This window comes from Bacillus sp. ZY-1-1 (assembly GCF_003047165.1).
Classification (GTDB): domain Bacteria; phylum Bacillota; class Bacilli; order Bacillales; family Bacillaceae; genus Bacillus; species Bacillus velezensis.
Genome location: NZ_CP027061.1, coordinates 1,551,263 through 1,576,720 on the forward strand (window position 1 = coordinate 1,551,263; position 25,458 = coordinate 1,576,720).

Below are 25,458 nucleotides of genomic sequence, written 5' to 3' on the forward strand. Positions count from 1 at the left end.
GGAGGCAAATATGAATAACGGAAAAGTAGCGGTCGTCAGCGGAGGTAGCCGGGGGCTCGGAAAAGCGATTGTACAGGCGCTTTTGGATGAGAATTACAAAGTAGCCGCTTTCAGCCGCAGTGAATCTGATTTTATTAACACATTGAGAGAGAGTGAAAAGTACCGTGACCGCTTTTATTGGGAAGCGGCGGATGCGGCGGATGATGCCGCCATGAAACAGTTTGTTCTTCAAGTGTACCGCAAGTTTTCCAGAATAGACGGCTTGGTCAATAACGCCGGTTTGAACCTTGATCAGCTGCTGCCCCTGACCAATGATGAAGACATTGATCGCATCCTCAATCTGAATATCGGTTCAGTCATCAAGCTGACCCGAAACGTTTCCCGGGTCATGCTGAAACAAAATTCCGGATCAATCGTTAACATAAGCTCCATTATCGGTTCAAGAGGATTTAAAGGCACTTCAGTCTACAGCGCATCCAAAGCGGCTCTTGACGGCTTGACGCGAAGCCTGGCCAGGGAGCTCGGGTCCAAAGGAATCCGTGTCAATTCACTTGCGCCCGGTTTTGTGGACACCGATATGACGAAAAATATGCCGGAAAAACAAAAATCGCAGATTATCAGAAGGACGCCGATGGGGCGTTTAGGCGAAACAGACGATATGACCGGACTCGTTCGTTTTCTGCTTTCTCCTGAATCGTCCTTTATGACCGGACAGACAATGGCAATAGACGGCGGATTAACTTGTTAAAGCACAGAAAAATTCTTTTGTACAAGGGATGGTATCCTCATGAAATGTATTAACGAATTTTTAAGAACGGTAATAGCGGAAAAGCTGGGTGCCGAGGTGACCGAAGCAGAAGATAAAACCGCTTTTTTTACTCTTGGCGTGACGTCTCTCATCAGTGAAGAAATCATGACCATATTGCATAAAGAATTTACCGGCCTTTCTGAAACGCTGCTGTTTGAATATCCGAACATTGAGAAATTGAGTGAGTTTTTAAGTGCGCAGAAACGAAATCCCGAAAGCGTTCTTGAATTCAAAGAAACGGAGCCTGATACGGGAAGCCGGCAGGAAGAAGAAGTGCTTCCTGTACAGGCGGCTGAAAAGGTGCCTGAACCGGGAACGGACAGGAGTTCTGATATTGCGGTTATCGGAATGAGCGGGATGTTTCCGAAAGCGGAAAACCAGCATGATTTTTGGGACAATTTAATGGAAAATAAAGATTGTGTCTCCGAAATCCCTGAGGACAGATGGGACAGCTCTTATTACTCGGAAGAGAAAACGGCAGAATACGCGTCATACAGTAAATGGGGAGGTTTTATTGATCGTCCGGATCGATTTGACCCGCTGTTTTTTTCTGTTTCCCCGTGGGAAGCTGATTTAATGGACCCTCAGCAAAAATTGTATGTTACGTGCTGCTGGGAAGCGATGGAGGATGCCGGTTACGGGAACCCGGCGGCGAGGCCGACGGATCAAATCGGTGTATTCGCCGGAGTGACCTGGAATGAATATTCATTAATTGCACACGAAGAAGGTTTCCTCAAAGATCAGTATAAAGGCCCCGGCTCCTTATATTGGGGCATTCCGAACCGGGTTTCTTATTTTCTTGATCTCCATGGGCCGAGCATCGCTGTTGATACGGCGTGTTCTTCATCGCTTGTCGCCGTCCATCAGGCTTGTCAGGCCATTATGTCGGGCGACTGTGAAATGGCGCTTGCCGGAGGCGTCAACCTCAGCTTACATCCGCAAAAATACATGTTTTTAAGCCAATCGCATTTTCTGTCTTCTGAAGGAAAATGCCGCAGCTTCGGTGAAGGCGGAGACGGTTACGTGCCCGGTGAAGGCGCGGGAGCCGTTTTGTTAAAACCATTGAAAAAAGCGATTGCGGACAACGACCACATCTACGGTGTCATTAAGGGGTCCGCCACTAATCACGGCGGCAAAACGACCGGGTATACGGTGCCGAATCCGGAAGCGCACCGGGACCTGGTTTTATCCGCTATAAACAGAGCCGCGGTAAGTCCGGCGGATATCAGCTACATTGAAGCTCACGGTACCGGCACGGCACTCGGCGATCCGATTGAGATACGCGGTCTGTCTATGGCATTTGAGAAACAGACCGATGAGAAAAATGACTGCGGAATCGGCTCGGTGAAATCCAATATCGGACATTTGGAAGCGGCTGCAGGGATCGCCGGTTTAATCAAGGTGCTTTTAAGCATGAAACATGAAACGCTTCCCGCCAGTCTGCACGCCGAGGAACTGAACCGCAAGATTTCTTTTTCTGATTCGCCATTTTATGTCGTCCGAAACAATCGGCCGTGGCCGGCTGAAGGAGATAAACCGAGAATCGCCGCAATCAGTTCATTCGGCGCAGGAGGCTCTAATGCCCATCTGATCGTAGGTGCTTATCAGCCAAAACGGCAAGCGGACGGGAATACTGAGCAAAAACCGCATGCCGTCGTACTAAGCGCACATTCCGAACAGCAGCTGAAAGAATATGCCGGAAAATTGAGCTCCTTTCTTGCCCGATTGGAAAACTCGCCTTCTGCCGGCGGATACAGCCTGGAAAATATCGCTGCCACCCTATTGTCAGGCAGAGAGCCTTTCTCCTTCCGGCTTGCTGTCATTGCGTCATCCCTTCCCGAGCTGAAACAGCGATTGGACGGCTTTGTGAGCGGTCACAGCGGCGGCAGGCATATTTACTTCGGAAAAGCGTCACCCGGACGGCCGGACGTTTCAGGCCAATCCGTTTCAGATCCTGAAAAATTTGCCGCGCTGTGGGTCAAAGGCCTTCAAGGTTTCAAAAAGCCGGAGACGCCGTATCAGAAAGTTCCGCTTCCTACGTATCCGTTTTTAAAGGAAACGTCCTGGCTGACCGACCAAAAAAAGCGGTATACGAAAAAGCCCCAATCTATCAAAAGGCGTGAAGCGCTGCATCCGCTGCTTGATGAGAATGTTTCATCCGCCCGGAAAGGGACGTTTCAAAAGATATTTTCCAAGGATGAATATTTCTTTAAAGATCATTTAGTGAACGAAAAATATGTGCTCCCCGGAGTCTGTCATCTTGAAATGGCGGCATACGGCGCGGCATTGTGGGGAGAACGCCCGGTCGTCTCTCTTCAAAATGTGTGGTATATGGAGCCGATTGTGACAGGGACAGACCCAAGATCCGTCATGATAGAGTTTGAAGCGGAAAAAGAGCGTATAAGCTATGTCATTAAGGAAAAAGGAGCGGACGGCACTCTCTTTTCGCAAGGAGAAGTGATTTGTAAAGAAAATGGAGCGTCGTTTGAGGCCCCGGTCTTTCAGCTTCCGGCGCCATTTACGCAGAGAACGGAGCCGAAAGACATCTATCACTCGTTCTCTGAGGCGGGAATCGTGCAAAAGGACAGTTTTCAGGTCATCCGCGAATTCTCTTATACAGAAAGGAAAGCACTGGCCAAATTAACGCTCCCGTCACACTTGGAAGCGGATTTTAAACAGTACATCCTGCATCCGTCCTTACTGGATGGCGCTGTTCAAACTGCAATGGCGCATGTGCTGCAATTTCAAAAAGAGCCTGCGCTTATCGTACCGTTTTCCTTCGGAGAAATACAGCTGCTTAAACCGTTAGCGAAAACCGTATTTGTGCATGCGGAGGTAAAAGCGGCCTCCGTTCACCAATTTGATCTGCATATTTGTGATGAGCGCGGCGTGCTGCTGGCGGCAGTGAAAGATTTTATCATAAAAGAGGTGCAGGAAAGCGCCGGGTTTAACCAAAAAGCCGGCGTCATGCCGAAGAAAAGCCGTGAAACGGAATTACTTATGACACCGGTTTGGAACACCGTCACCATTCCGGAAACCGGCATGTCTTTCATGCGTGAAGAAAAAATAATCGTCATCGGGGGCGGGCCGGATTTTCAGCAGGCTTTGAAAGAGATGTATTCCGATGTCCGTTTTCCGGACATCACTTCTTTGGACAGCGCGGAACAAATGGCTGAAACACTGAAAGCGCAAGGCTCTTTTCAACACATGATATGGGCGGCGCCGGATCATCCGATTCCATCCGTTTATGATGCGGATACGGCCGACGGACAGGAGCACGGGGTCATGCAGCTTTTCCGGCTGGTAAAATCGCTTCTGCTTCTGAATTTTGACACGGAACAACTATCATTGACAATCTGCTCGTTTCAAGCACAGCCGATTCATGAACATGATGAGGTCAATCCGAGTCATGCAAGCATACACGGATTAGCGGGATCGCTCGCAAAAGAATACAGCAATTGGAGCATCCGGCTTCTTGATTTGGAATCTCAAAGGGGAGACCGGCATCTTCCCGATATCTTCTCTTTACCGGCGGACCCCGAGGGAAATCCGTGGGTCTTTCGTGCAGGTCAGTGGCACCGCCAGCAATTGGCCGTCTGCCAGCCTCATGCAGGTGAGCCTTCATTATACCGGCACGGCGGGGTTTATGTGATTGTCGGCGGAGCAGGCGGAATAGGAGAAGTATGGACTGAATATATGATTCAGACCTATCAGGCGAAAATTGCTTGGATCGGGAGACGGAAAAAAGATACACAGATTGAAAGAAAGCTGAAAAGACTTGCGGCTTTAGGTCCCGCACCGCAATATTTCAGCGCGGATGCTGCGGATTATGATTCTCTCAAGCGGGCGTATGACACCATTGTGAAGGAACATGGAAAGGTGCGCGGAATCATTCATTCCGCCATCGTGTTATCAGACCGGAGTTTTGCCAATATGGAAGAGGACCAGTTCCGCGCTTCACTTTCTGCAAAAACTGATGTCAGCTTGCAGATTGCCCGGGTAGCTGAAGGGGAACCGCTGGATTTCTTGCTGTTTTTCTCTTCGATGATGTCGTTTCAAAAAGCGCCGGGACAGAGCAATTATGCCGCCGGGTGCACGTTTAAAGACGCTTTTGCTAAGCGGATCTCACAAAAAGCGCCGTATGCCGTAAAGGTTGTCAATTGGGGCTTTTGGGGAAGTGTCGGCGTTGTCGCTTCAGAACAATACCGGAAACGGATGGAGCGGGACGGAATCGCTTCTATTGAGGCGCCCGAAGCGATGAAAACGCTGGAAACCCTGCTTTCGGGACCTTATGACCAGCTGGCGCTGATCAAAACGACAGATCCGGTTTTTATGAAAGATGATCTGAAAGAACAAGTAACGGTTTATCCGGAAAAGATTCCTTCCGCACTCGGACAATTAGCGGTTAACATCACGCAGAATGACGAAGCTGAGCGGGTAAAAGCATCAAATGTCATGAGCTGCATGAGAGAGATGGAATCCCTCATTGAAAAAATACTTGTATCAACCCTTTATGAGATGGGCGCAAGGCTTGATGAGACTTTGCCGTTATTTCAATCGGCTGCCGGCATAACGGAACAATACAGCAGATGGCTGAAAGAGAGCTTTGTCTTCCTGACTGAATTAGCGCTTGCTCCGGAAAAAACGGATCTAGGGGAGGTGTGGGAGGAATGGGAGCGGAAAAAAGAGACTTGGCTGCGCCGGAAAGACATGAGGGCGCATGTCAGATTGGCAGAAGAGACATTGCGTGTGCTTCCAGACATTTTAACCGGTAAGCTTCCGGCAACGGAAGTGATGTTCCCTGACTCCTCCTTCCGTCTTGTGGAAGGCATTTACCGCAATAATATCATTTCTGATTTTTTCAATGACAAGCTTGCTGACACATTGATTGCAGTTTTGCGGGAGCGTCTGGAAAAAGACCCGCAGGCGAAAATCCGCATTTTAGAAATCGGAGCCGGAACGGGCGGGACGAGCGCCGCGGTCATGAGAAAATTGAAACCGTATGAAGCGCATATTGCCGAATATTGTTTCACGGATATTTCTAAAGCATTTCTTTTACATGCAGAAGACATATTCGGTCCGGAATATCCTTATGTCACTTATAAAATATTCAACGCTGAGCAGCCGGTATCAACAGAAGCGCCGGACATCGGCACGTATGACGCGGTGATCGCGACCAATGTGCTTCATGCGACAAAAAATATCCGCTCTACGCTGCGCCATGCGAAAGCAATGCTGCAAAAAAACGGCCAGCTGTTTATAAATGAGATCAACAGCCGCACCGTATTCAACCATGTGACGTTCGGCCTTCTTGAAGGCTGGTGGCTGTATGAGGATCATGATTTACGGATTCCGGGCTGTCCGGGGGTTGAGCCGGCCGGCTGGTCGGAAGCGCTTTCGCTTGAAGGGTTCGTCCATCCTCTGTTTCCGGCTGAAGCCGCACACGACTTAGGCCAGCAGATTATAGCGGCTGAAAGTGACGGAACGGTCAGGCTTGCCCTCCCGCAGGCGTCAGAAGAAAAACCGGAGCGCCGTCCCTATGACGCAGATGGTCTTTCGGATGATACATTGCATTTCAGCTTGAGAGAAAAAAGCATTGAACTGATGAAGAAGGTAATCGGTGAAGCGCTTAAAGTGCCGGCGCATCGTCTTTTATCCCATGAACCTTTAACCGCATACGGATTGGATTCCATACTGGTCGTCAGACTGACTAACGCGTTAAAAGACGTCTTCGGTTCTGTCAGCAGCACTTTGTTTTTTGAATATCAAACCATTGATGAGCTTGCTGATTACTTTCTGTCTTCCCGTAAAGAAGCAATCGAGCGGCAATTCGGGAATGGACGGGCTCATCCCGAAAACGCTGAACGGGTGCAGGCTCCCGCAGAAAACGCCGCGCCGATTCCAAACGTAAGGGAACGGGGCATCACATATCTGACGGAATTAATAGGAAAAACGCTGAAGATTCCGAGCGGGAGAATGGATCCGTCGGTTTCCTTAACCGCATACGGTTTGGATTCTATTCTGGTCGTCAGGCTCACAAATGCTTTTCGTAACGTGTTTGACAAAATGACCAGCACCCTCTTTTTTGAATATCAGACGATAGAAGAAATCGCGGATTACCTGCTTCTTTCTCAGCGGGGAGCATTTATGAAAGCGATGGGTGTGCGTGAGGAGCAGCTGTCTGATCACACAGATAACCTGAATGTAATTCCTCAAAACGAGGAAGAAAGCAGGACAAACGGAGATCCCTATATCCAGGATATCGCTGTCATCGGTCTGTCAGGCCGGTATCCGGGCGCCGATCACGTTGATGAGCTGTGGGAAAATGTAAAAGCCGGCAGGCATTCTATTACAGAAGTGCCGAAAGATCGCTGGGACTGGAAAACGTTTTATAACGAGGAACGCGGAAAATGGGGGTCCATTTATTCAAAATGGGGCGGTTTCCTCGATGACATTGATAAATTTGATCCGCTGTTTTTCCGTATATCTCCCGCGGAAGCTGAAAGGATGGATCCGCAGGAAAGGTTGTTTCTGCAGACTGCTTATTCAAGCATTGAAGATGCGGGGTACACCCCGGCCACGCTTTGTGACAGCCGGAAAATCGGAGTCTTTGTCGGTGTGATGAACAGCAATTACCCGACAGTTCCCAGCGACTGGTCTATCGCAAACAGAGTATCGTTTTTGTTCAATTTTCAAGGGCCGAGTATGGCTGTGGATACAGCCTGCTCTTCTTCTTTAACAGCTGTCCATCTCGCTGCAGAAAGCCTGCGGAGCGGAATGAGTGAAACAGCGATTGCCGGCGGAGTCAATCTTATCGTTGATCCGGCTCACTATGAGCGGCTGTCCGCTTTTTCAATGCTGTCTCCCGGTGATAAATGCAAATCTTTCGGAGACAGGGCGGACGGTTTTGTTGACGGTGAAGGAGTAGGGGCGATTGTGTTAAAGCCGCTTGCTCAAGCGGAGAAAGACGGCGATCATATTTACGGCGTTATCAAAGGAAGCATGCTGAACGCAGCAGGCAGGACAAACGCTTATATGGTGCCGAATCCGAAAGCGCAGTTTGATCTGATCGCAGAGACGTTGAAACGGACAGACATTCACCCGAGAACGGTCAGTTACTTGGAAGCCCACGGAACGGGCACTGCGCTCGGTGATCCGATTGAAATCGACGGGTTAACGAAAGCTTTTCGCCTGACAACAGAAGACCGGCAGTTTTGTTCCATCGGTTCAATTAAATCAAATATCGGACATTTAGAAAGCGCTGCCGGGATTGCGGGAATCACCAAACTGCTTCTCCAATTGAAACATAAGAGGATTGCCCCTTCATTGCATGCGGCGGAATTGAATCCGAATATTGAGTTTGAGCACACTCCGTTTTTCGTACAGCAAAAAGAAACGGAATGGAAACGACCTGTCTTGAATATCACGGGTGAAATGAAGGAATATCCGAGAATTGCCGGTATTTCCTCTTTTGGAGCAGGAGGGGCAAACGCGTATATCATCATTCAGGAATATGTGCCGTCTGACAGCCTGAAACCAAGGGAAAACGCGTCTGTTTCTCCGCAAAAACCGGCTGTTATTATTTTATCAGCGCGAAATGAGCAGCAATTGACAGAGCGCGCCCGCCAGCTTCTGGATGATGTCATAAGAAAAAAACGTTCTGACGGGGATTTGGCCAAAATCGCTTACACGCTTCAGGCGGGAAGAGAACCGATGGCTGAGCGGCTTGCATTTACGGCCGAGTCGATAGAAGAACTGAAAATGAAGCTTATGAGTTTCTCAAACGATCATATCGAACATGCTCATATCTGGCGGGGCAGGACAGCCAAACATCATTCATTGGCGGCTTCGCTCACTTCTGATGAAGATATGGCGCTTACCATAAATGCCTGGCTGAAAAAAGGGAAATACGGAAAGCTGCTTGACCTTTGGGTTAAAGGACTTGACGTCGATTGGTCAGCTCTTTATCAGCGCAACCCGGGCCGCATCAGTCTCCCGGCTTATCCTTTTGCCAAAGACCGATATTGGGTCACAAAAGCTGATGTGTCACTTGACAAAACAGGATCAGCGGAAAGTGAGAAAGCAGCCAGACTTCACCCGCTGCTCCACGCGAATACATCGACCTTTACCGCCCAGCGCTTTACTTCTGTTTTTTCAGGGCGTGAACCGTTTTTTGCTGATCACATCGTCAATGGAAAACCGGTGCTTCCGGGCGCGGCTGCTTTAGAAATGGCCCGGGCCGCCGTTACACTTGCTGCTGAGGGCTTGCCGGGCGGGAAAGCGGGTGTCCGGCTCAAACAGATCGTTTGGCTCCGTCCGGTGACGGCGCTTTCTGAAGGCGTGACGCTTCATGTAAAGCTTCAGCCGGAAGAAAACGGAGACATCGCTTTTGAAGCGTATGCCGAAGGAGAAGAGCCGCTTGTCTTTTTCCAGGGAAAGGCCGTGCTCGAAGAGACGGAGCGTGCTCCTGTACTCGATGTGGAGGCGGTTCAGGCGCGCTGCGGCGGCCGGCGCATGTCAAAGGCTGAGTGTTATGAAGCATTCGACAGCCTCGGCATCACCTACGGACCGTCTCATCAGGCGCTTGACGCCGTCTATGCCGGAAGCGGGGAAGTGCTCGCGAAGCTCACTCTTCCGCCGTCCGCCCGCGAAGAAAAGGAGCCGTTCATCCTGCATCCGAGCATGCTGGACGCCGCCCTTCAGGCTTCTATCGGTCTCGTGCTCTCAGACGGTTCCGCGTCCGGACGGCCGTTTCTGCCGTTTGCCCTCCAAGATATGCAGGTGTTTTCTGCATGCCGGGAGACGATGTGGGCGGTGCTTTCCTCAGCGGACGGCGCCTATCATATTGAGCTGTGTGATGAAAACGGCGAGGTATGTGTCCGATTGACGGGGCTCACCGCCCGTTTTCTGGAAGAGGAAACGGAGGGAAAACCGCTCTTGCTTCAGCCAAAGTGGCAGGAATCACCGCCGGGTGAAGGCGGCGGACAAGCAGAGTCTTTCAGATACGTGACGCTGTATGGCGGAATGTACGCTGAGGACATAAACGGCGCCGTATGTGCGGCTGACGGGGAAGGTCCGATTGAAGACCGTTATGACGCCTGCGCGGCGGAGCTGTCAGCGATCGTCAAGCGTCTTATCAAAGAAAAACAGAAGGGAAAAACGCTGATCCAGCTTCTTGTCCCCGACAGGGGGGAAGACAATGTATTGGCGGGGCTGGCCGCTTTCCTGAAAACGGCTCACCTTGAACATCCGAAGCTGTACGGCCAAGTCATCCAAGCCGATCCGGACGAGCCAGCATCATCGCTTCTTGCCAAGCTGAAAGAAAACCGGACGCACCCTGAACAAGCGGAAATCCGTTATGAAGCCGGCAAACGTCTCGTCAGAAACTGGCGTCACCTGCCTGCGCCTCAAAGCGGCACCATTCCGTGGAAAGACGAAGGGGTCTACCTCCTCACCGGGGGAGCGGGCGGCATCGGACTGATTTTCGCTGAAGAAATAGCTTCCCGCGTCAAAAACGCCGTCCTCGTATTAACGGGGAGGGCGGAAGCGCTTGATGAAGAGCGCTCCGCCCGCTTACGGCGCTTGGAAGCGACGGGTGCGCGCGTACTGTATCAACCGGTTGATGTGACAGACAGGACGGCGGTCATCGCCCTCGTCCGCGGCATACAGGAGGAGCACGGAACACTCGACGGGATTATTCACGGCGCAGGCGTGATCGCCGACAACTACATTCTGAACCAGACAGAAAACGAACGGAAGACCGTCATGGCGCCGAAAGTGAAAGGGCTTATCAATCTTGATGAAGCAGCGAAAGATGTGCGGCTGGACTTTTTCATTCTGTTTTCTTCCTTGGCGGGAGGCATGGGAAATCCGGGGCAGGCCGGTTATGCGGCAGCCAACGCATTTATGGATGTTTATGCAGCCCGCCGAAATCGTCTCGTGCGGGACAACAAGCGGAGCGGGCAGACCCTGTCCGTCAACTGGCCGCTTTGGGAAGAAGGCGGTATGCGCGTGGACAAAGAGACCGAACGGCTGATGTATGAACAGACCGGAATGAAAGCCATGCGATCGGCTTCAGGCATCCAGGCGCTGTACGCCGCTTTTGCCTCCGGAGCACACCAGGTCATGGTGGCAGAAGGCGACGAGAAACGGATTCGAAAAAACCTGATGCCTGAAGCGCCGGAACCGTCACGCAGCATTCATGTGTCAAGGAAGACCCACGTCCATCTGCCAAATAAAGTACAAGCGGAACTCAAACATATGATATCAGGCATTCTGAAGGTGAAAGAAGAAGAAATAGATGCTGAATCAGAGATGAGAGATTATGGATTTGATTCGGTTTCATTCACGCAGTTTGCAAATGAACTAAATAAAATGTATGGGCTTGAACTGACGCCAGCCGTGTTTTTTGAATATCCGACAGTCTTTAGTTTTGCCCAATACTTGCTGACGGAACATCCGGATACATTCGGCCCACAGGAAGAAACAGAAACGGAGAAACCGGTTGAGCGTAAAAAAATGAAGACGGAGCCATTCTCGATTCCGTCCCGCCTTCCTAAAACAAAAACCGCAGCTGCACCTGAAGAGCCCGTGGCGATAATCGGAATCAGCTGTGCATTTCCAATGGCTGAAAATCCGGAAATGTTTTGGGAGAATTTAGCCGGAGAAAAGGACTGCATTTCTGAAATACCGCCGGAGCGCTGGGACTGGAGACAGTATTACGGAGACCCGCAGAAAGATAAAAATGCGAGCAATGTAAAGTGGGGCGGCTTCATTGATGAAACCGCTCAATTTGATCCATTATTTTTCGGTATTTCTCCGCATGAAGCCGAAATGATGGATCCTCAGCAAAGACTTTTAATGATGCATGTATGGAAAGCGATTGAAGATGCCGGCTGCTCTGCAAAAAGCCTGTCAGGTACAAATACAGGCATTTTTGCAGGCACGACAAACAGCGGTTACGCTCAGGAAGCTTCAAAGTTCCATATAGAGATTGAGGGTTCTTCCGCTGCCGGAACGGTTCCGTCAATCGGTCCGAACCGCATGAGCTATTTTCTGAATATACATGGGCCGAGCGAACCGATTGAAACCGCCTGTTCAAGCTCATTGGTCGCTGTTCACCGTGCGGTCAGGGCAATTCAGACCGGAGACTGCGGCATCGCGATTGCAGGAGGCGTCAATGCTATTGTGTCGCCGGATATGCATATCAGCTTTAATAAAGCAGGAATGCTCAGTGAAGACGGGCGCTGCAAAACATTTTCCGATCAAGCGGACGGGTATGTCAGAGCTGAAGGTGCCGGCATGATTGTTTTGAAAACATTATCTGATGCGGAACGTGACGGCGACCGTATTTATGCCGTTATCCGCGGAACGGCGGAAAATCATGGCGGAAGGGCGGCTTCCCTTACATCGCCGAATCCGAAAGCGCAGACAGAAGTCATGATAAAAGCGTATCAGCAAGCGAACATCGACCCCCGTACAGTGAGTTATATTGAAGCCCACGGCACGGGAACGGCGCTCGGAGATCCGATAGAAATCAACGGACTCAAAGCGGCTTTTGCAGCGCTTTATCAGAAAGCCGGAGTAACGGCACCCGATCAGCCTCATTGCGGCCTCGGTTCCGTCAAAACGAATATCGGCCACACAGAGCTTGCCGCCGGCATGGCCGGACTTTTAAAAATTATTTTGCAGATGCAGCACAAAACGCTCGTTAAAAGTCTGCATTGTGAAACCGTTAATCCGTATATCAGCCTCGACGGCAGCCCGTTTTATTTCGTCCGCGAAACTCAGCCGTGGAAAGCGGCGACTGATGATAGCGGAAATGAACTGCCGCGGAGAGCGGGTGTCAGCTCGTTCGGATTTGGCGGTGTCAATGCTCATGTCGTGCTCGAAGAATATGTTTCTCCTGTTGAAGAGAAACAATGGACGGCCGGTGAACTTCAGCCGTCCTTATTCATTCTCTCGGCAAAGACGGCGGAACAGCTGAAGGAACGTGCGGAACAGCTGCGCAGATATTTGGAAAAGTCACATTCAGCTGACGGAGCTCTTGCGGATATCGCTTATACGCTTCAGCTTGGCCGGGATGAAATGGAAGAGCGCCTTGCCGTCATTGCTGAAACAAAAGAAGAGCTTACGAACGCGCTGAATGATTTCCTCAGCGGCAAGGAGACGGGGCAGAATTTCTTTACAGGCCGGAACAAAGCGATGAAACAGCTGTTTACAGAGATGACGGATAATGCAGAAATGAGCGGGGCCGTAGATCAATGGATTGAAGCAGGAAAGTATGCAATGCTTGCAAAATTATGGGTGCAAGGCTTGCATGTTGATTGGAGTAAATTGTATCAGGACGAAAGACCGAAAAAAGTCAGCCTGCCCGTCTATCCTTTTGCGAAAACACATTGCTGGATACCGCACAGTGCGCAGCATATAAGGCACCGGGAGACTTACGGGACTGATACGTCCCCGCTTGAGACTTATGAGCGCCTGCTTGATGAATTGGAGAAAAACGAAATAAGCATAGAAGCCGCTGTAAAAAGAACGATCGGTTTTTACAGGGATTAGCGTAATGGAGGAAACCATATGAAAGAGTTTCTGCACCGGGTTTTTTCTGACGTCAAAAATAAAAAAATGACAAAACAGGATGCGATCGGCATTTTGCGCGATTATGATATGCGGATGGGACTTCGCCAAGCGGCTTCCCTTCATCCGCTTGCTCAGCAGCATATTTCCGATGAAACGGGACAGGGATTCTCGGCAGCTTTCAGCGGCCGGGAATTTTTTCTCGCTGATGTTTCTTTACAGCATAAAAAGCTTATGCCTGGAGAACTTCTTTTGGAAATGGCGAGAGCTGCGGCTGTTTTGACAGTAAAGGAGACTGCGGCTGTCCGGCTGACGCATATCGTGTGGTCAAAGCCCATTCTGACTGAGGCTGAGCCGTTCCATATCGAAATCAGGCTGATACCCGCAGAGGGTGAAGCCAAAAGGTTTGAGATTTATAATCCATTTTCTGCTGATTCCAGTCATTATGATGTGTACAGCCAAGGGACGATTCAGCCAGTTGATGCTGCGCCCGGCATGCTGGATATCAGCCGCTTGATGGAAAACAGCGGTTCCCTGATGGATCAGCAGCAAATTGAAGCCATCACTCAGAACGATACCGTTCAATACAGTGAGCACATGAAAGGAATTGAGCGTATTTACGCCTCAGCAGGACGGATGCTGGCAGACATATCAATTCCATTGACAAACCAAAAAGAATCCGCCCGATTCGGCCTCCCTCCCTGTGTGATGCAAAGTGTGACAGAGGCATGCGCGCTGCTTGGCGGCAAAGAATATAAAACGCTCGCCCCGGTTTCATTGGACGAGCTTTTGTTTTATGAATCTTGTCCTGACAAGGTATGGGCCGAGATACAAGAGAAGGCGGGGAGCTTTTATATTGATTTATGTGACGGAGAAGGAAAAATATGGGCTTCCCTGTCGGGGTTGAAGCTGCAGCCTGTCATCAAGACGGGCGCTTCCGGAAAAACCAATGCCGAACACCGCAGTGAACGTTTGTATGAACAAACGCTTCTTCAGCTCAAAACGCTTTTTGGCCTGACTGCAAAAATTGCTGTTTCCAACATAGATACTGAAGAGCCGCTGGAAACTTACGGAATCGACTCAGTCACTGTGACGAAATTGAACCGCGAATTGTCTCTGCTTTTCGGTGACCTTTCCAAAACGGTTTTTTACGAATATAAGACACTGGGCTCTTTGGCAGCTCACTTTGTCACGGATTATCCGAATGAATGCCGAAAATGGACAAATGATGATGAGCACCGTTCAGGCATATCAGAACAGGTTTTGGCAAATGAAGATTTTCCGGTGCTTCCGTCGTTTATCAAGCGAAGAAAACGGCCTGCTTTTTCCAATGAGAAACAGACAAAAGAAGGGATTGCGATTATCGGAGTCAGCGGACGTTATCCGCAAGCTGAAACACTTGAAGAGTACTGGGATAACTTAGCGGCCGGAAAAGACTGTGTGACCGAAATTCCCGAAGAGCGCTGGGAAAAGGACAGGTACTACAACCCTGATCCCGAAGCGGCCGTGAAAGCAGGGAAAAGTTACAGTAAGCGGGGCGGGTTTCTGAAAGATGCCGCTTTCTTTGATCCGCTGTTTTTTCAAATTTCACCCCGTGATGCTTTGAATATGGACCCGCAGGAGCGTCTCTTTATTGAAATGTGCTGGCAGGTGCTGGAGGATGCCGGTTATACGAAGAAACAGCTTGAGAATCTGTATAACGGCCGGGTCGGCGTTTTTGCTGGCATTACGAAAAACGGGTACGGAATGTACTGGAAAAACGGCGGCACCCTGCAGCCGAAAACGTCGTTCAGTTCAGCGGCCAACAGAGTTTCCTATTTTCTTAATCTGAAAGGGCCGAGCATGCCGGTCGACACGATGTGCTCATCTTCGCTGACTGCAATTCATGAAGCGTGTGAAAACATCCTTCGCGGCGAATGTGACATGGCGATTGCCGGCGGTGTGAATGTGTATACGCATCCTTCGGCTTATGCGGAGCTCAGCGCCTATCGAATGCTTTCAAAAGACGGAACGTGCAAAAGTTTCGGTGAAGGCGGGGACGGATTTGTTCCCGGGGAAGGCGTCGGGGCCGTGCTGTTAAAGCCGCTGTCAAAAGCGATGGCTGATAAGGACCATATTTACGGGGTGATTCGCGGCACTCATATCAATCACGGCGGCAGAACAAACGGGTATACAGTGCCGAGTCCGAGCGCCCAGGCTGACGTGATTTCCGGCGCGCTTGAAAAATCAGGAATACATCCGCGGATGATCAGCTGTATCGAAGCCCACGGCACGGGCACTGAACTCGGAGATCCGATCGAAATTGACGGTTTGACCCGCGCATTTCAAGCGAAAACGTCAGATAAAGGCTTTTGCGCCATCAGCTCAGTTAAATCCAATATCGGGCATTTGGAAGCCGCGGCAGGCATTGCCGGTGTAACAAAACTGCTGCTCCAGTTTCAAAAACGAAAGCTGGCCCCTTCATTACATTGCCGAAATTTGAATCCGAATATTGCATTTGACCGGACGCCGTTTGCGGTGCAGCGTGAATTGGCAGACTGGAAACGGCCGGTCATTGAGGAAAACGGAGCGCAGAAAGAGATTCCGAGAATCGCGGGAATCTCTTCTTTTGGCGCGGGCGGGGCAAATGCCCACATATTGATAGAAGAATATATTGAACCTGATAGGGAGATTTCTGAGCCATTCACAGATGAAGATCCCGCAGTCATTTTATTATCCGCCAAACAGGAGGCCAGCCTGAAGCAGCGGGCGCAGCAGCTTCTTCAAGCGATCAGAAAAAATGACGTCACAGACCGCAGCCTCCGGGATGCGGCTTACACCCTTCAAACCGGAAGAGAAGCGATGGAAGAACGTGCGGCGTTTATCGTGACGTCGACAGAGCAGTTAGCGGAAAAACTGCAGCGTTTTATTGACGGCGGGACAGACGGCTGCTTCAGGGGGAAAAGCAAACAGTATAAAGACATTCTAGCCGTTTTTAAGGATGAAGATATGCAGGAAGCCGTCCGTAAATGGATGAAAAGAAAAAAATTCGCAAAGCTTCTGGAACTTTGGGTAAAAGGGCTGAAGATTGATTGGTCAGAGCTTTATAACGGCAGCCTGCCGCATCGCGTCAGCCTTCCCGGTTATCCATTTATAAAGGATCGTTATTGGCCGGACGATGCAGCGCCGGACAATGTTCGCGGTGCTGAAACACATTCTGAAACATTTCGTGAATTCCGCTTTTTACAGAAAAGCTGGGCAGAAAGCAGCCGTGTTCCGGCTAAGGAAGTGCGGGGCGTCATCGGAATAGCCGCTGATCACCAGACAGGAAATTTGGCCGTTGAGCTGTCCCGTTATTTCCCCGAGTCTGAAATCATTGACGCTGCATCACCGGAAATATCCGGGGACGCGGCCCGATTTGGCGGTCTGATTGATGTGACGGGATGCGGGACGGAAATCAATCATGATGACGGCTGGATTCATCGTCTGCAGTCTCTCATCGACAACAGAAACCGCGGCCGAAAGCTTCAGCTGCTTTGTGTGACAAAGGGGCTTGAACCTTTTGCGAATGAAACGATAAATCTCTCAGGTGCAAAAAAGGCCGGATTGTACCGGATGCTCCAAAGTGAGTATAAGGATATCCGCTCGCGGCATATGGATGCAGAACGGACTGCTGAAGATTCCGAGCTCGCAAACCAGATCGCAGAGGAGTTTTTTCGCGATTCTGAAGACATCGAAGTGTGTTACCGAAACGGTGTGCGCTATCACGCACGGTTAAAGGAAACAAACAGCTTAGCTGAAAAAGAATTTTCATTTCCGAAAGACCATGCGCTCTGGATCACCGGAGGGACCCGGGGACTCGGATATTTATTCGCCCGGCATTTTGCCGAACGTTACGGAGTCACGAAACTCGTGCTTACCGGAAAAGAAACAATGCCTCCGAAAGCGGAGTGGGATGATCATATCAAACGGAATTCCCCGTTTTCCGATAAAGTGAGAAGAATCAGAGAGCTCGAACAAAAAGGTGTCCGAACGGAAGTGCTGTCTGTATCTTCCGGCCCTGAATATGAGCAGGCCGTCAGCCGGGTGAAAGAGAAGATGGGGCCGATTGGAGGCGTGATACACGCAGCGGGAGCCGTAGATCTCGATCATCCCGCCTTTATCCGCAAAACGAGAGAACAGATGATGCCCGTGCTTGAACCTAAAACAGACGGACTGGAACTTTTGTATCAAGCGCTGCACAAGGAGCCTCTCCGATTTTTTGCGCTGTTTTCTTCAGTGTCCGGCGTGATGCCGGAATTAGGAGCGGGACAAAGCGATTATGCCATGGCTAACGCCTATATGGATTATTTTGCGGCCGCAAAAGGTTTTCCGGTGCTGAGCATCCAATGGCCGAGCTGGAAAGAAACGGGTATGGGCGAATCAAAAAGCCGGGCGTATCTGAAAAGCGGTTTAAAAAGCATCACTGACAGAGAAGGGCTGAGCCTGTTTGATGCCGTTATGGCAGGCGATTGCGGATCTGTTATTATGCCGGCCGTCATTCACCCGGAAAAATGGGAGCCCGACCGTCTGATGCTTTCAACCGGCCTTACCGAAACAAAGCAGCATGTACAGGGTGAGACAGAAAGCGTAGAGGAGTGGCTGACGGGCATTTGCTGCCGGGAATTAAGACTGGAGCCGTCAAGATTTGAATCTGATACACCGTTTCAAGATTACGGAGCCGATTCCATCATGCTTGCCCAAGTGTCCAGAGCGATCGGAAAGAGGATCAAAGCTGACCTTGACCCGGCGGTGCTGTATGAATACCCTACGGTTGCTGCGCTGGCGGGATGGCTTGAAACGGCATATCCGGAAATCAAAGCTGCCGTTTCAAAACCGGTTCAGCCTGTAATCCCGGACGTTCCCAAACAAACAGCAGCCGCTGTCATTCAGTCTTCTGGCGCTGCAGCGGCGCAAGACATCGCTGTTGTCGGAATGTCCTGCCGTTTTCCTGGAGCTGAATCAATTGAAGCTTATTGGAAGCTGCTGTCTGAAGGGACGTCGGCTATTCAAAGGGTGCCGAAAGAACGCTGGAAAACGGAGAAGGCGGATTATGCGGGCCTTTTAAAAAATGTAACGCATTTTGACCCGGAGTTTTTCCTTATTCCCGAAGAAGACATCAAGGCAATGGATATCCAGTCCTTTCTTATATTAGAAGAGGCGCTTCATCTGTTCAGAGACAGCGGTTACTCTTTACAAGAAATGAAAGGCAGGTCAGCCGGTGTCTATTTAGGAGGACGCGGCGGCAGTATGCCTGACGAAAACCGTCTGAAGCATGCAAAAAATCCGATAGTCGCCGCCGGCCCGAATTACTTGGCGGCCAATCTTTCTCAGTTCTTTGATTTGAAGGGGCCGAGTCTCGTTTTGGATACGGCCTGTTCTTCAGCGCTTGTCGGTATGAATATGGCGATACAGGCGCTTTCTTGCGGTGAAATCGACTCAGCGGTGGTCGGGGGAGTCAGTCTGCTGGAATCCGGTCAAACCCACCGGATGTTCGAACTTCGCAATCTGTTAAGCGAAGAGCCTGCGTTTCATATTTTTGACCGCCGCACCGGAGGCATCGTATTGGGAGAAGGCGTCGGAATGGTGTATTTAAAAACAGCGGCCCAGGCTGTAAAAGACGGGGACCGGATTCATGCGGTCATTAAAGGCATTTCCGTAAACAATGACGGCAGAACCGCGGGGCCTGCCACACCGAATATACAGGCGCAGAAAGAAGTGATGGCCAAGGCGCTTGCCAAAAGCGGCAGAAAAGCGGAGGATATCAGCTACATTGAAGCAAACGGTTCAGGCTCTGAAGTAACCGACCTTTTGGAACTGAGGGCGATTGAAGCGGTGTACCGTATGCAAAACAGCGCGCCTTGCGAATTGGGGTCGATGAAGCCGAATATCGGACACCCGTTATGCGCTGAAGGGATTGCCGGATTCATTAAAACAGTGCTTATGCTCTCGCGCCGAATGCGTGTGCCTTTCCTTTCGGGCAAAGAGCCGATGACGCATTACGATCTGTCCGCCTCGCCGTTTTATTTTTCGCACGTTCTGCGTGAATGGACGGATTCACCGCGGATTGCCGCCGTCAGCAGTTTCGCTGACGGAGGGACGAATGCCCATGTCATAGTGGAAGCCTGGGAGCAGGAGGTGTATACCCCGGTTAGAAAGCCTTTGCCGAGACAGGAATTAAAACGCCGGCCCATCCGTCCGGACAAAGCTGAAAACCTGCATGAAAACGCACATCAGTCCCGCCCGAATACGTTTTGGAAACAAATGAAGACTTACTGATTGCGCTGAAAATTGAACGTCGATATGGAGGAAGTTCATATGCAAGAGCAGCTTCTTATTAACAATCAGCATCCCGTTCTGAAACATCATAAAGCCTATGGAAAGGAACTGCTGCCGGGTCTGGCTTATATTGACCTGATCTATCAGACTTTCAGAGAAAACGGTTTTTTTCATGCCGGCCTTGAACTCAGGCACTTATCGATTTTTCACCCTTTAGCTCCTGAACAGGGAGAAACAATCCTGCTTTCCGTTGACTGTACAGAGAACGGCGAAGGGCAGTGGAAGGTAGAGGTGAAAGGGCAAAAACAAGGTGACGAAGCAGCAGAGACAAAGATATATGCCGCGGCGCAAATGCATTCCGTCAAGCCCGCCGGCTTCCAAGAGAGCGTCCGGATGGATGCCGTAAAACAAACGGCGGCAGAAATACCGCTTGAGGATATTTACGCGGAATGCAGGGATCAAGAATTGGTTCATTCAGGAATAATGAAAGGCTGCGGAAGCGTCTACCAGACTGAAAAAGCGATTTATATTGATCTGTCGGTGCAAAAGGATCAGCTGGAACATGCAGAAGAGGCGATGTTTCATCCCGCATTGATAGATGCGAGCAGCATCGGCTCCAATGTATATCTCGCTCCTTTGACGAGGGAGGAGGGGCAATTATTTCTGCCGCTGTTTTATGAATCGTTTTATTGCGCCGAATTGCTGCAGACGACATGTATCACCAAGATAAAAAAAGAATCCGTCACCCGTAAGAAAGATCTCGTTTACGTGACAATGGAGTTTTTCAATGAGGAAGGCAGAAAAGTCGGCGAACTGAAAAACTTCGCCAATAAACGGGTGAGGGACCCGGAACTGATCAATCAGAAACGGCAAAAGAAAGAACCTGACGGGCGGAATGCCGTCCCGGCTCCGCAAGCGGAACCGGCGCCTTCCGAGCCCCGCCGTGCGGAGGCTTCCGCCGGCCTTACTGAACAGTGCATCCTTTATTTAAAAGAATTGCTTGCCGCCCGATTGAACAAACCTGTGAAAGAGATTGACCCGGATATCGGCTACTATGAAATGGGGCTGGATTCTCCGGGGCTGTTGGACATGGTAAAGGAAATTGAACGAAAAATCGGAACGCAGCTTCTGCCGACGCTGTTATTTGAATACACGACAATCGCGGAATTGGCGGGATATTTGTGCGAACATTACGGAGCCGGCTTCGGCCATGCTCAAAGCGGGCATCCAAATGCTGAACCTTTGCGCCGGGAAAAAAAGAGGACGACCCAAAACCGCGTGAAAAAATCGGCGTCAGCCGGAACGCAGAATGGAGATATTGCGATCGTCGGGATGGCGGGACGGTACCCCGGCGCCAAAAATCTTCGTGAATTCTGGGCAAATTTAAAAAATGGAGAAAACAGCGTAACGGAAGTGCCTCGTTCCCGCTGGGATACGAGGAAATATGAGCATTTGCGATCGCCGTCCGGCAAGCCGATTTCCAAATGGGGCGGTTTTATAGACGATCCGGATTGTTTTGATGCGAAATTTTTCCGGATTTCTCCGCGGGAGGCAGAAGCTAAAGATCCGCAAGAACGATTGTTTTTAGAAACATGCTGGGAAACGATTGAGGATGCAGGCTATACCCCGGAAACAATCGTTCAGCCGAAAGGGCCGAATAAGAGAATGAACGTCGGTGTGTTTGCCGGGGTGATGCATATGGATTATTCTCTCGCCGGCGCTGAAGCTGCGGCCAAAGGGCTGGTCTTTCCTTATCCCTTGAACTATGCGCCGATCGCAAACCGGGTTTCATATTTCTGCAATTTTCACGGGCCGAGCATGGCGGTTGACACGGTGTGTTCGTCATCTCTGACGGCCGTCCATATGGCGGCGGAAAGTCTGAGACGCGGTGAATGTGAAGCAGCTCTTGCCGGAGGCGTCAATTTATCATTGCACCCGACAAAATATATCACATACGGCTTGATGGATATGCATTCGAGTGACGGGCTGTGCCGCACGTTCGGCGAAGGCGGCACAGGCTATGTCTCAGCTGACGGCATCGGGGCCGTGCTGCTGAAGCCGCTTCACAAAGCCGAAGAAGATAAGGATCATATTTATGCGGTGATAAAAGGCAGCGCCGTCAATCACGTGGGAACCGTCAGCGGGATTACCGTGCCGAGCCCAGTGGCGCAGGGGGATATGATAGCTGAATGTCTTGAAAAGACGGGGATCGATCCCAGGACGATTTCTTATGTGGAAGCGCATGGAACCGGAACTTCTTTAGGAGATCCGATTGAAATACAAGGTCTTGTTAAAGCTTACCGCACGTTTACGGAGGATCGGCAATTTTGTGCGATCGGTTCCGTTAAATCGAATATCGGACATGCGGAATCAGCCGCCGGAATCAGCGGGCTTCATAAAACGGTTTTGCAGCTGTTTCACAAAACGCTTGTCCCTTCTTTGCACTCAGAGACGATTAATCCGTATCTCCGTTTAGAGGACTCGCCATTTTACGTGCAGCAAAAAACCGAGTCATGGAAAAAGCCGGCGTATACAGAGAACGGCAGTGAACATTCCTGTCCGAGACGCGCAGGCATCAGTTCATTCGGGGCGACGGGTTCAAACGTTCATCTCATTTTAGAAGAGTACAGGCCCAAAAACCCCGGCATTACGGAGAATCAAGAGAGACCGTATATCGTGCCTCTGTCAGCGAAAAATCCGGAGCGGCTGAAGGAATACGCTGACCGCCTGCTGATGTTTCTCAAAGATAAAGCGCTTGAAGGAAGCGGGCCGCTTTATGACAAAACAGATACAATGCAAAATCAGCTGGAAAATGCGCTGCGCGGTGCTCTGGCCGAAGTTCTGCATGTAGAGGCCGGCTCGGTAGATGGTGAACAGGATTGGAAGGAATTCGGCTTGGATGTCATGCAGCTGACACAGTTTTCTGAGCGGCTGACGGATCAATACGGGCTGGCAATAGATATGACTGATCTCATACAGCATACTTCCGTCCGGACTTTAGCAGAATGTCTGACAAACGATGAGAAACATAAGAATATTCTTTCCGGTCTTTTCGGTCAGTCCGGCTTAGAGAAGCAGCCTGATGAACCTTTTTCCCTGCGGTCACTGGCGTATACGCTGCAAACGGGACGGCTGGCAATGGAAGAACGGCTTGTTTTTTTAGTGAACGATCAAGCGGACCTGATCAGGAAATTAACCGAATTTACAGAACGAAAACGGCAGATTGACGGCTGCTTTCAAGGGCGGTCTGATAACGGAACGGAAATCAGGGGTTTCCTGAATGATGATCAGGATGCGGAGGAGCTGATCCGAAAATGGACGGACAGCGGCACTTACAAAAAACTTGCGGAGCTGTGGTCAAAAGGATTTGAGATAGACTGGACGCGGCTGTATCGGGAGGAGAAACCGCGCAGGATGAGTCTGCCGACATATCCGTTTGCGAAGGAACGCTATTGGATACCGGAGCCCGATCATCCCGTCACTTCCGTAAATACAGAAAGCAGGCTTCACCCGCTGCTTCACCGCAATACATCAGATTTGTTAGAACAAAAATTCAGCACGGTACTGAACGGAGATGAATTCTTCTTAGCCGATCATATCGTCCGAAACAAGCGTGTTCTCCCCGGGGCGGCTTATCTTGAAATGGCGAGAGCCGCGGCTGAACTGGCTGCCGCGCCGTTAGCCGCTGAATACACGGCTAAAACCGGCATTTCGCTGCGCTATATCAGCTGGATACGCCAGGCCGTTCATAAAAAAGAGCCGCTGCGTATGACGACAGGTCTTTCCTTAGAGGATAACGGCAATGTTTCATTTCAAGTGTACAGCAATGAAAACGATTCAGACATTTATTGTGAAGGCAATGCTGTGATTGAGCCGCTGTCTGAGGCGCCGGTTTTGCATATTGAACAGCTGAAAGCGCGCTGCCGCAAAAAAGTGCTGTCAAAAGAAGACTGCTATGCGGCATTTGCAAAGGCGGAAATTGTTTACGGACCTTCACATCAAGGAATTGATCACATTTATTGCGGGGAAAAAGTAGCCTTGGCTAAATTGGTGCTCCCTGCTTCCGTTTGTGATGAGGCCGAACAGTTTGTGCTCCATCCGAGTCTGATTGATTCCGCTTTTCAGGCGGCCATCGGCGTTATGAATGAAGATAAAGCGGGTTATCCGGAGCAGCCGTTAATGCCTTTTGAATTGCATGAACTGACCGTTTTTCATCCGTGCAGTCCAAACATGTGGGCGGTCGTGTTTGTGACGCATGAAACACCGGCCGTGCGAAGAATGGACATTGATATATGTGATGAACGCGGCAATGTGTGTGTAAGAATAAAAGGATTTTCTGCCCGGATGGCCGAAAGTGCGCCGGCTGAAACGGATGACAAGCAATACGATCTGCCGGGTAACCTTACCGGAGCCGTCAAACTGATGCAGGTATGGGACGCGGAACCGATAGACAACCAAACCGGCTTCCCCATTTCTGAAGCAAAAGCTGTCATCATAGGCGGTACAGACGGGCAGGCGGACGCGGTTTTACGATTGTTTCCTAAAGCTGTGCGATTTGATAGCAGCCAAAGTGCTTCCGTTGAAGTGATATCCGATCGGCTCCGCCGTCTCGGTGAGATTCAGCATATGATCTGGTTTGCCCCTCAGCCGGCTGATTCTTACATTCATGATCAAAAAAGCGGGGTGCTGCAAATTTTCAGAGCGGCCAAAGCTCTTATCGGTCTCGGGTATGGAAAAGAGCAGCTTGGGATGACGGTGATTACGCACCAAGCACAGCCTATCACCCAATATGATGAGGTGCGTCCCGCTCATTCCAGTGTGCACGGTTTCGTCGGGTCTCTCGCAAAAGAACATCCGAGCTGGCACATCCGTCTGGTCGATCTTGAAGACGGGGGGGATTTCCCTGCAGAAGACATATTCAGCCTGCCCCGCGACCGTACGGGTAAAGCATGGGTGCGCAGACATCAGGAATGGCACCGGCCTCAATTGCTTCCGGTCCAAAGCGGGCCGTCTGAAAGTGTTCCTTACCGATATGGAGGCGTATATGTCATCATCGGCGGTGCGGGAGGCATCGGCGAGGTTTGGACAGATTATATGGTGACGGCGTATAAAGCCCGAGTCGTCTGGATCGGGAGGCGGCCGCTGGACAGCCGAATACGCCAAAAAATAGACCGGTACCGGCCATCAGGCCCGGCTCCCGAATATATAGCAGCAGATGCTTCTGATCTTCCATCGCTTCAGCGCGCCTATGAACAGATTAAAAACACATACGGCACCATCAGCGGCGTCGTTCATTCAGCGATGGTATTTGCGAATGAAAGCGTAAAAGATATGGAAGAATCACAGTTTCACGCCGGCCTTGCGGCGAAAGTGGATATTTCCGTCAACACTGCCGAAGTATTTGCGAAAGAGTCTTTGGACTTTATTCTCTTTTTCTCTTCGGTTATTTCATATATTAAGAATCCGAATCAAAGTCATTATGCGGCGGGGTGCGCATTTAAAGACGCATTTGCCCATGAGCTTTCCGGGCGGCTGTCATGCCCGGTCAAAGTGATGAACTGGGGGTATTGGGAGCGGGCTGACAATCACATTTCTGAAGAGTTTGACAGACTGAGTGCAATCGGTCTCGGACTGATCAGCCGGGCGGAAGGGATGCAGGCGCTGGAAACTCTGCTGACGCAGCCGATCTCCCGCATGGGGCTGATGAAGCTGACCAAGCCGATTCCGATCGAGGGAATGAACCCTCATGAATTTGTGACTATCTGATTGCCTGT

General features: G+C 50.5%; 4 protein-coding genes. All 4 read left to right on the top strand.

Annotated features, from left to right (window positions below):
• Positions 1 to 10 precede the first annotated feature (10 nt).
• The 4 genes from C5I45_RS08190 to C5I45_RS08205 are packed head-to-tail and all read left to right on the top strand — an operon-like array spanning position 11 to position 25,450.
• Positions 11 to 748: an SDR family oxidoreductase gene (locus C5I45_RS08190; protein WP_003153268.1), complete on the top strand. Its 738-nt coding sequence runs from the start codon at positions 11 to 13 to the stop codon at positions 746 to 748.
• Positions 749 to 787: 39 nt separating this feature from the next.
• The gene (locus C5I45_RS08195) at positions 788 to 13,369 is read left to right on the top strand and encodes a type I polyketide synthase (RefSeq protein ID WP_107994323.1); all 12,582 of its coding nucleotides are present in this window, start codon (positions 788 to 790) and stop codon (positions 13,367 to 13,369) included.
• Positions 13,370 to 13,387: 18 nt separating this feature from the next.
• Positions 13,388 to 19,684 (top strand): type I polyketide synthase, encoded by a 6,297-nt coding sequence (locus tag C5I45_RS08200; protein ID WP_107994324.1) that lies wholly within the window; start codon positions 13,388 to 13,390, stop codon positions 19,682 to 19,684.
• 39 nt (positions 19,685 to 19,723) lie between these two features.
• Positions 19,724 to 25,450 (top strand): type I polyketide synthase, encoded by a 5,727-nt coding sequence (locus C5I45_RS08205; RefSeq protein WP_107994325.1) that lies wholly within the window; start codon positions 19,724 to 19,726, stop codon positions 25,448 to 25,450.
• Positions 25,451 to 25,458 lie beyond the last annotated feature (8 nt).

Excerpts from the sequence above, each read along its gene's own strand:
- C5I45_RS08190 (WP_003153268.1), top strand. The coding sequence starts at position 11 with ATGAATAACGGAAAAGTAGCGGTCGTCAGCGGAGGTAGCCGGGGGCTC.
- C5I45_RS08195 (WP_107994323.1), top strand. The coding sequence starts at position 788 with ATGAAATGTATTAACGAATTTTTAAGAACGGTAATAGCGGAAAAGCTG.
- C5I45_RS08200 (WP_107994324.1), top strand. The coding sequence starts at position 13,388 with ATGAAAGAGTTTCTGCACCGGGTTTTTTCTGACGTCAAAAATAAAAAA.
- C5I45_RS08205 (WP_107994325.1), top strand. The coding sequence starts at position 19,724 with ATGCAAGAGCAGCTTCTTATTAACAATCAGCATCCCGTTCTGAAACAT.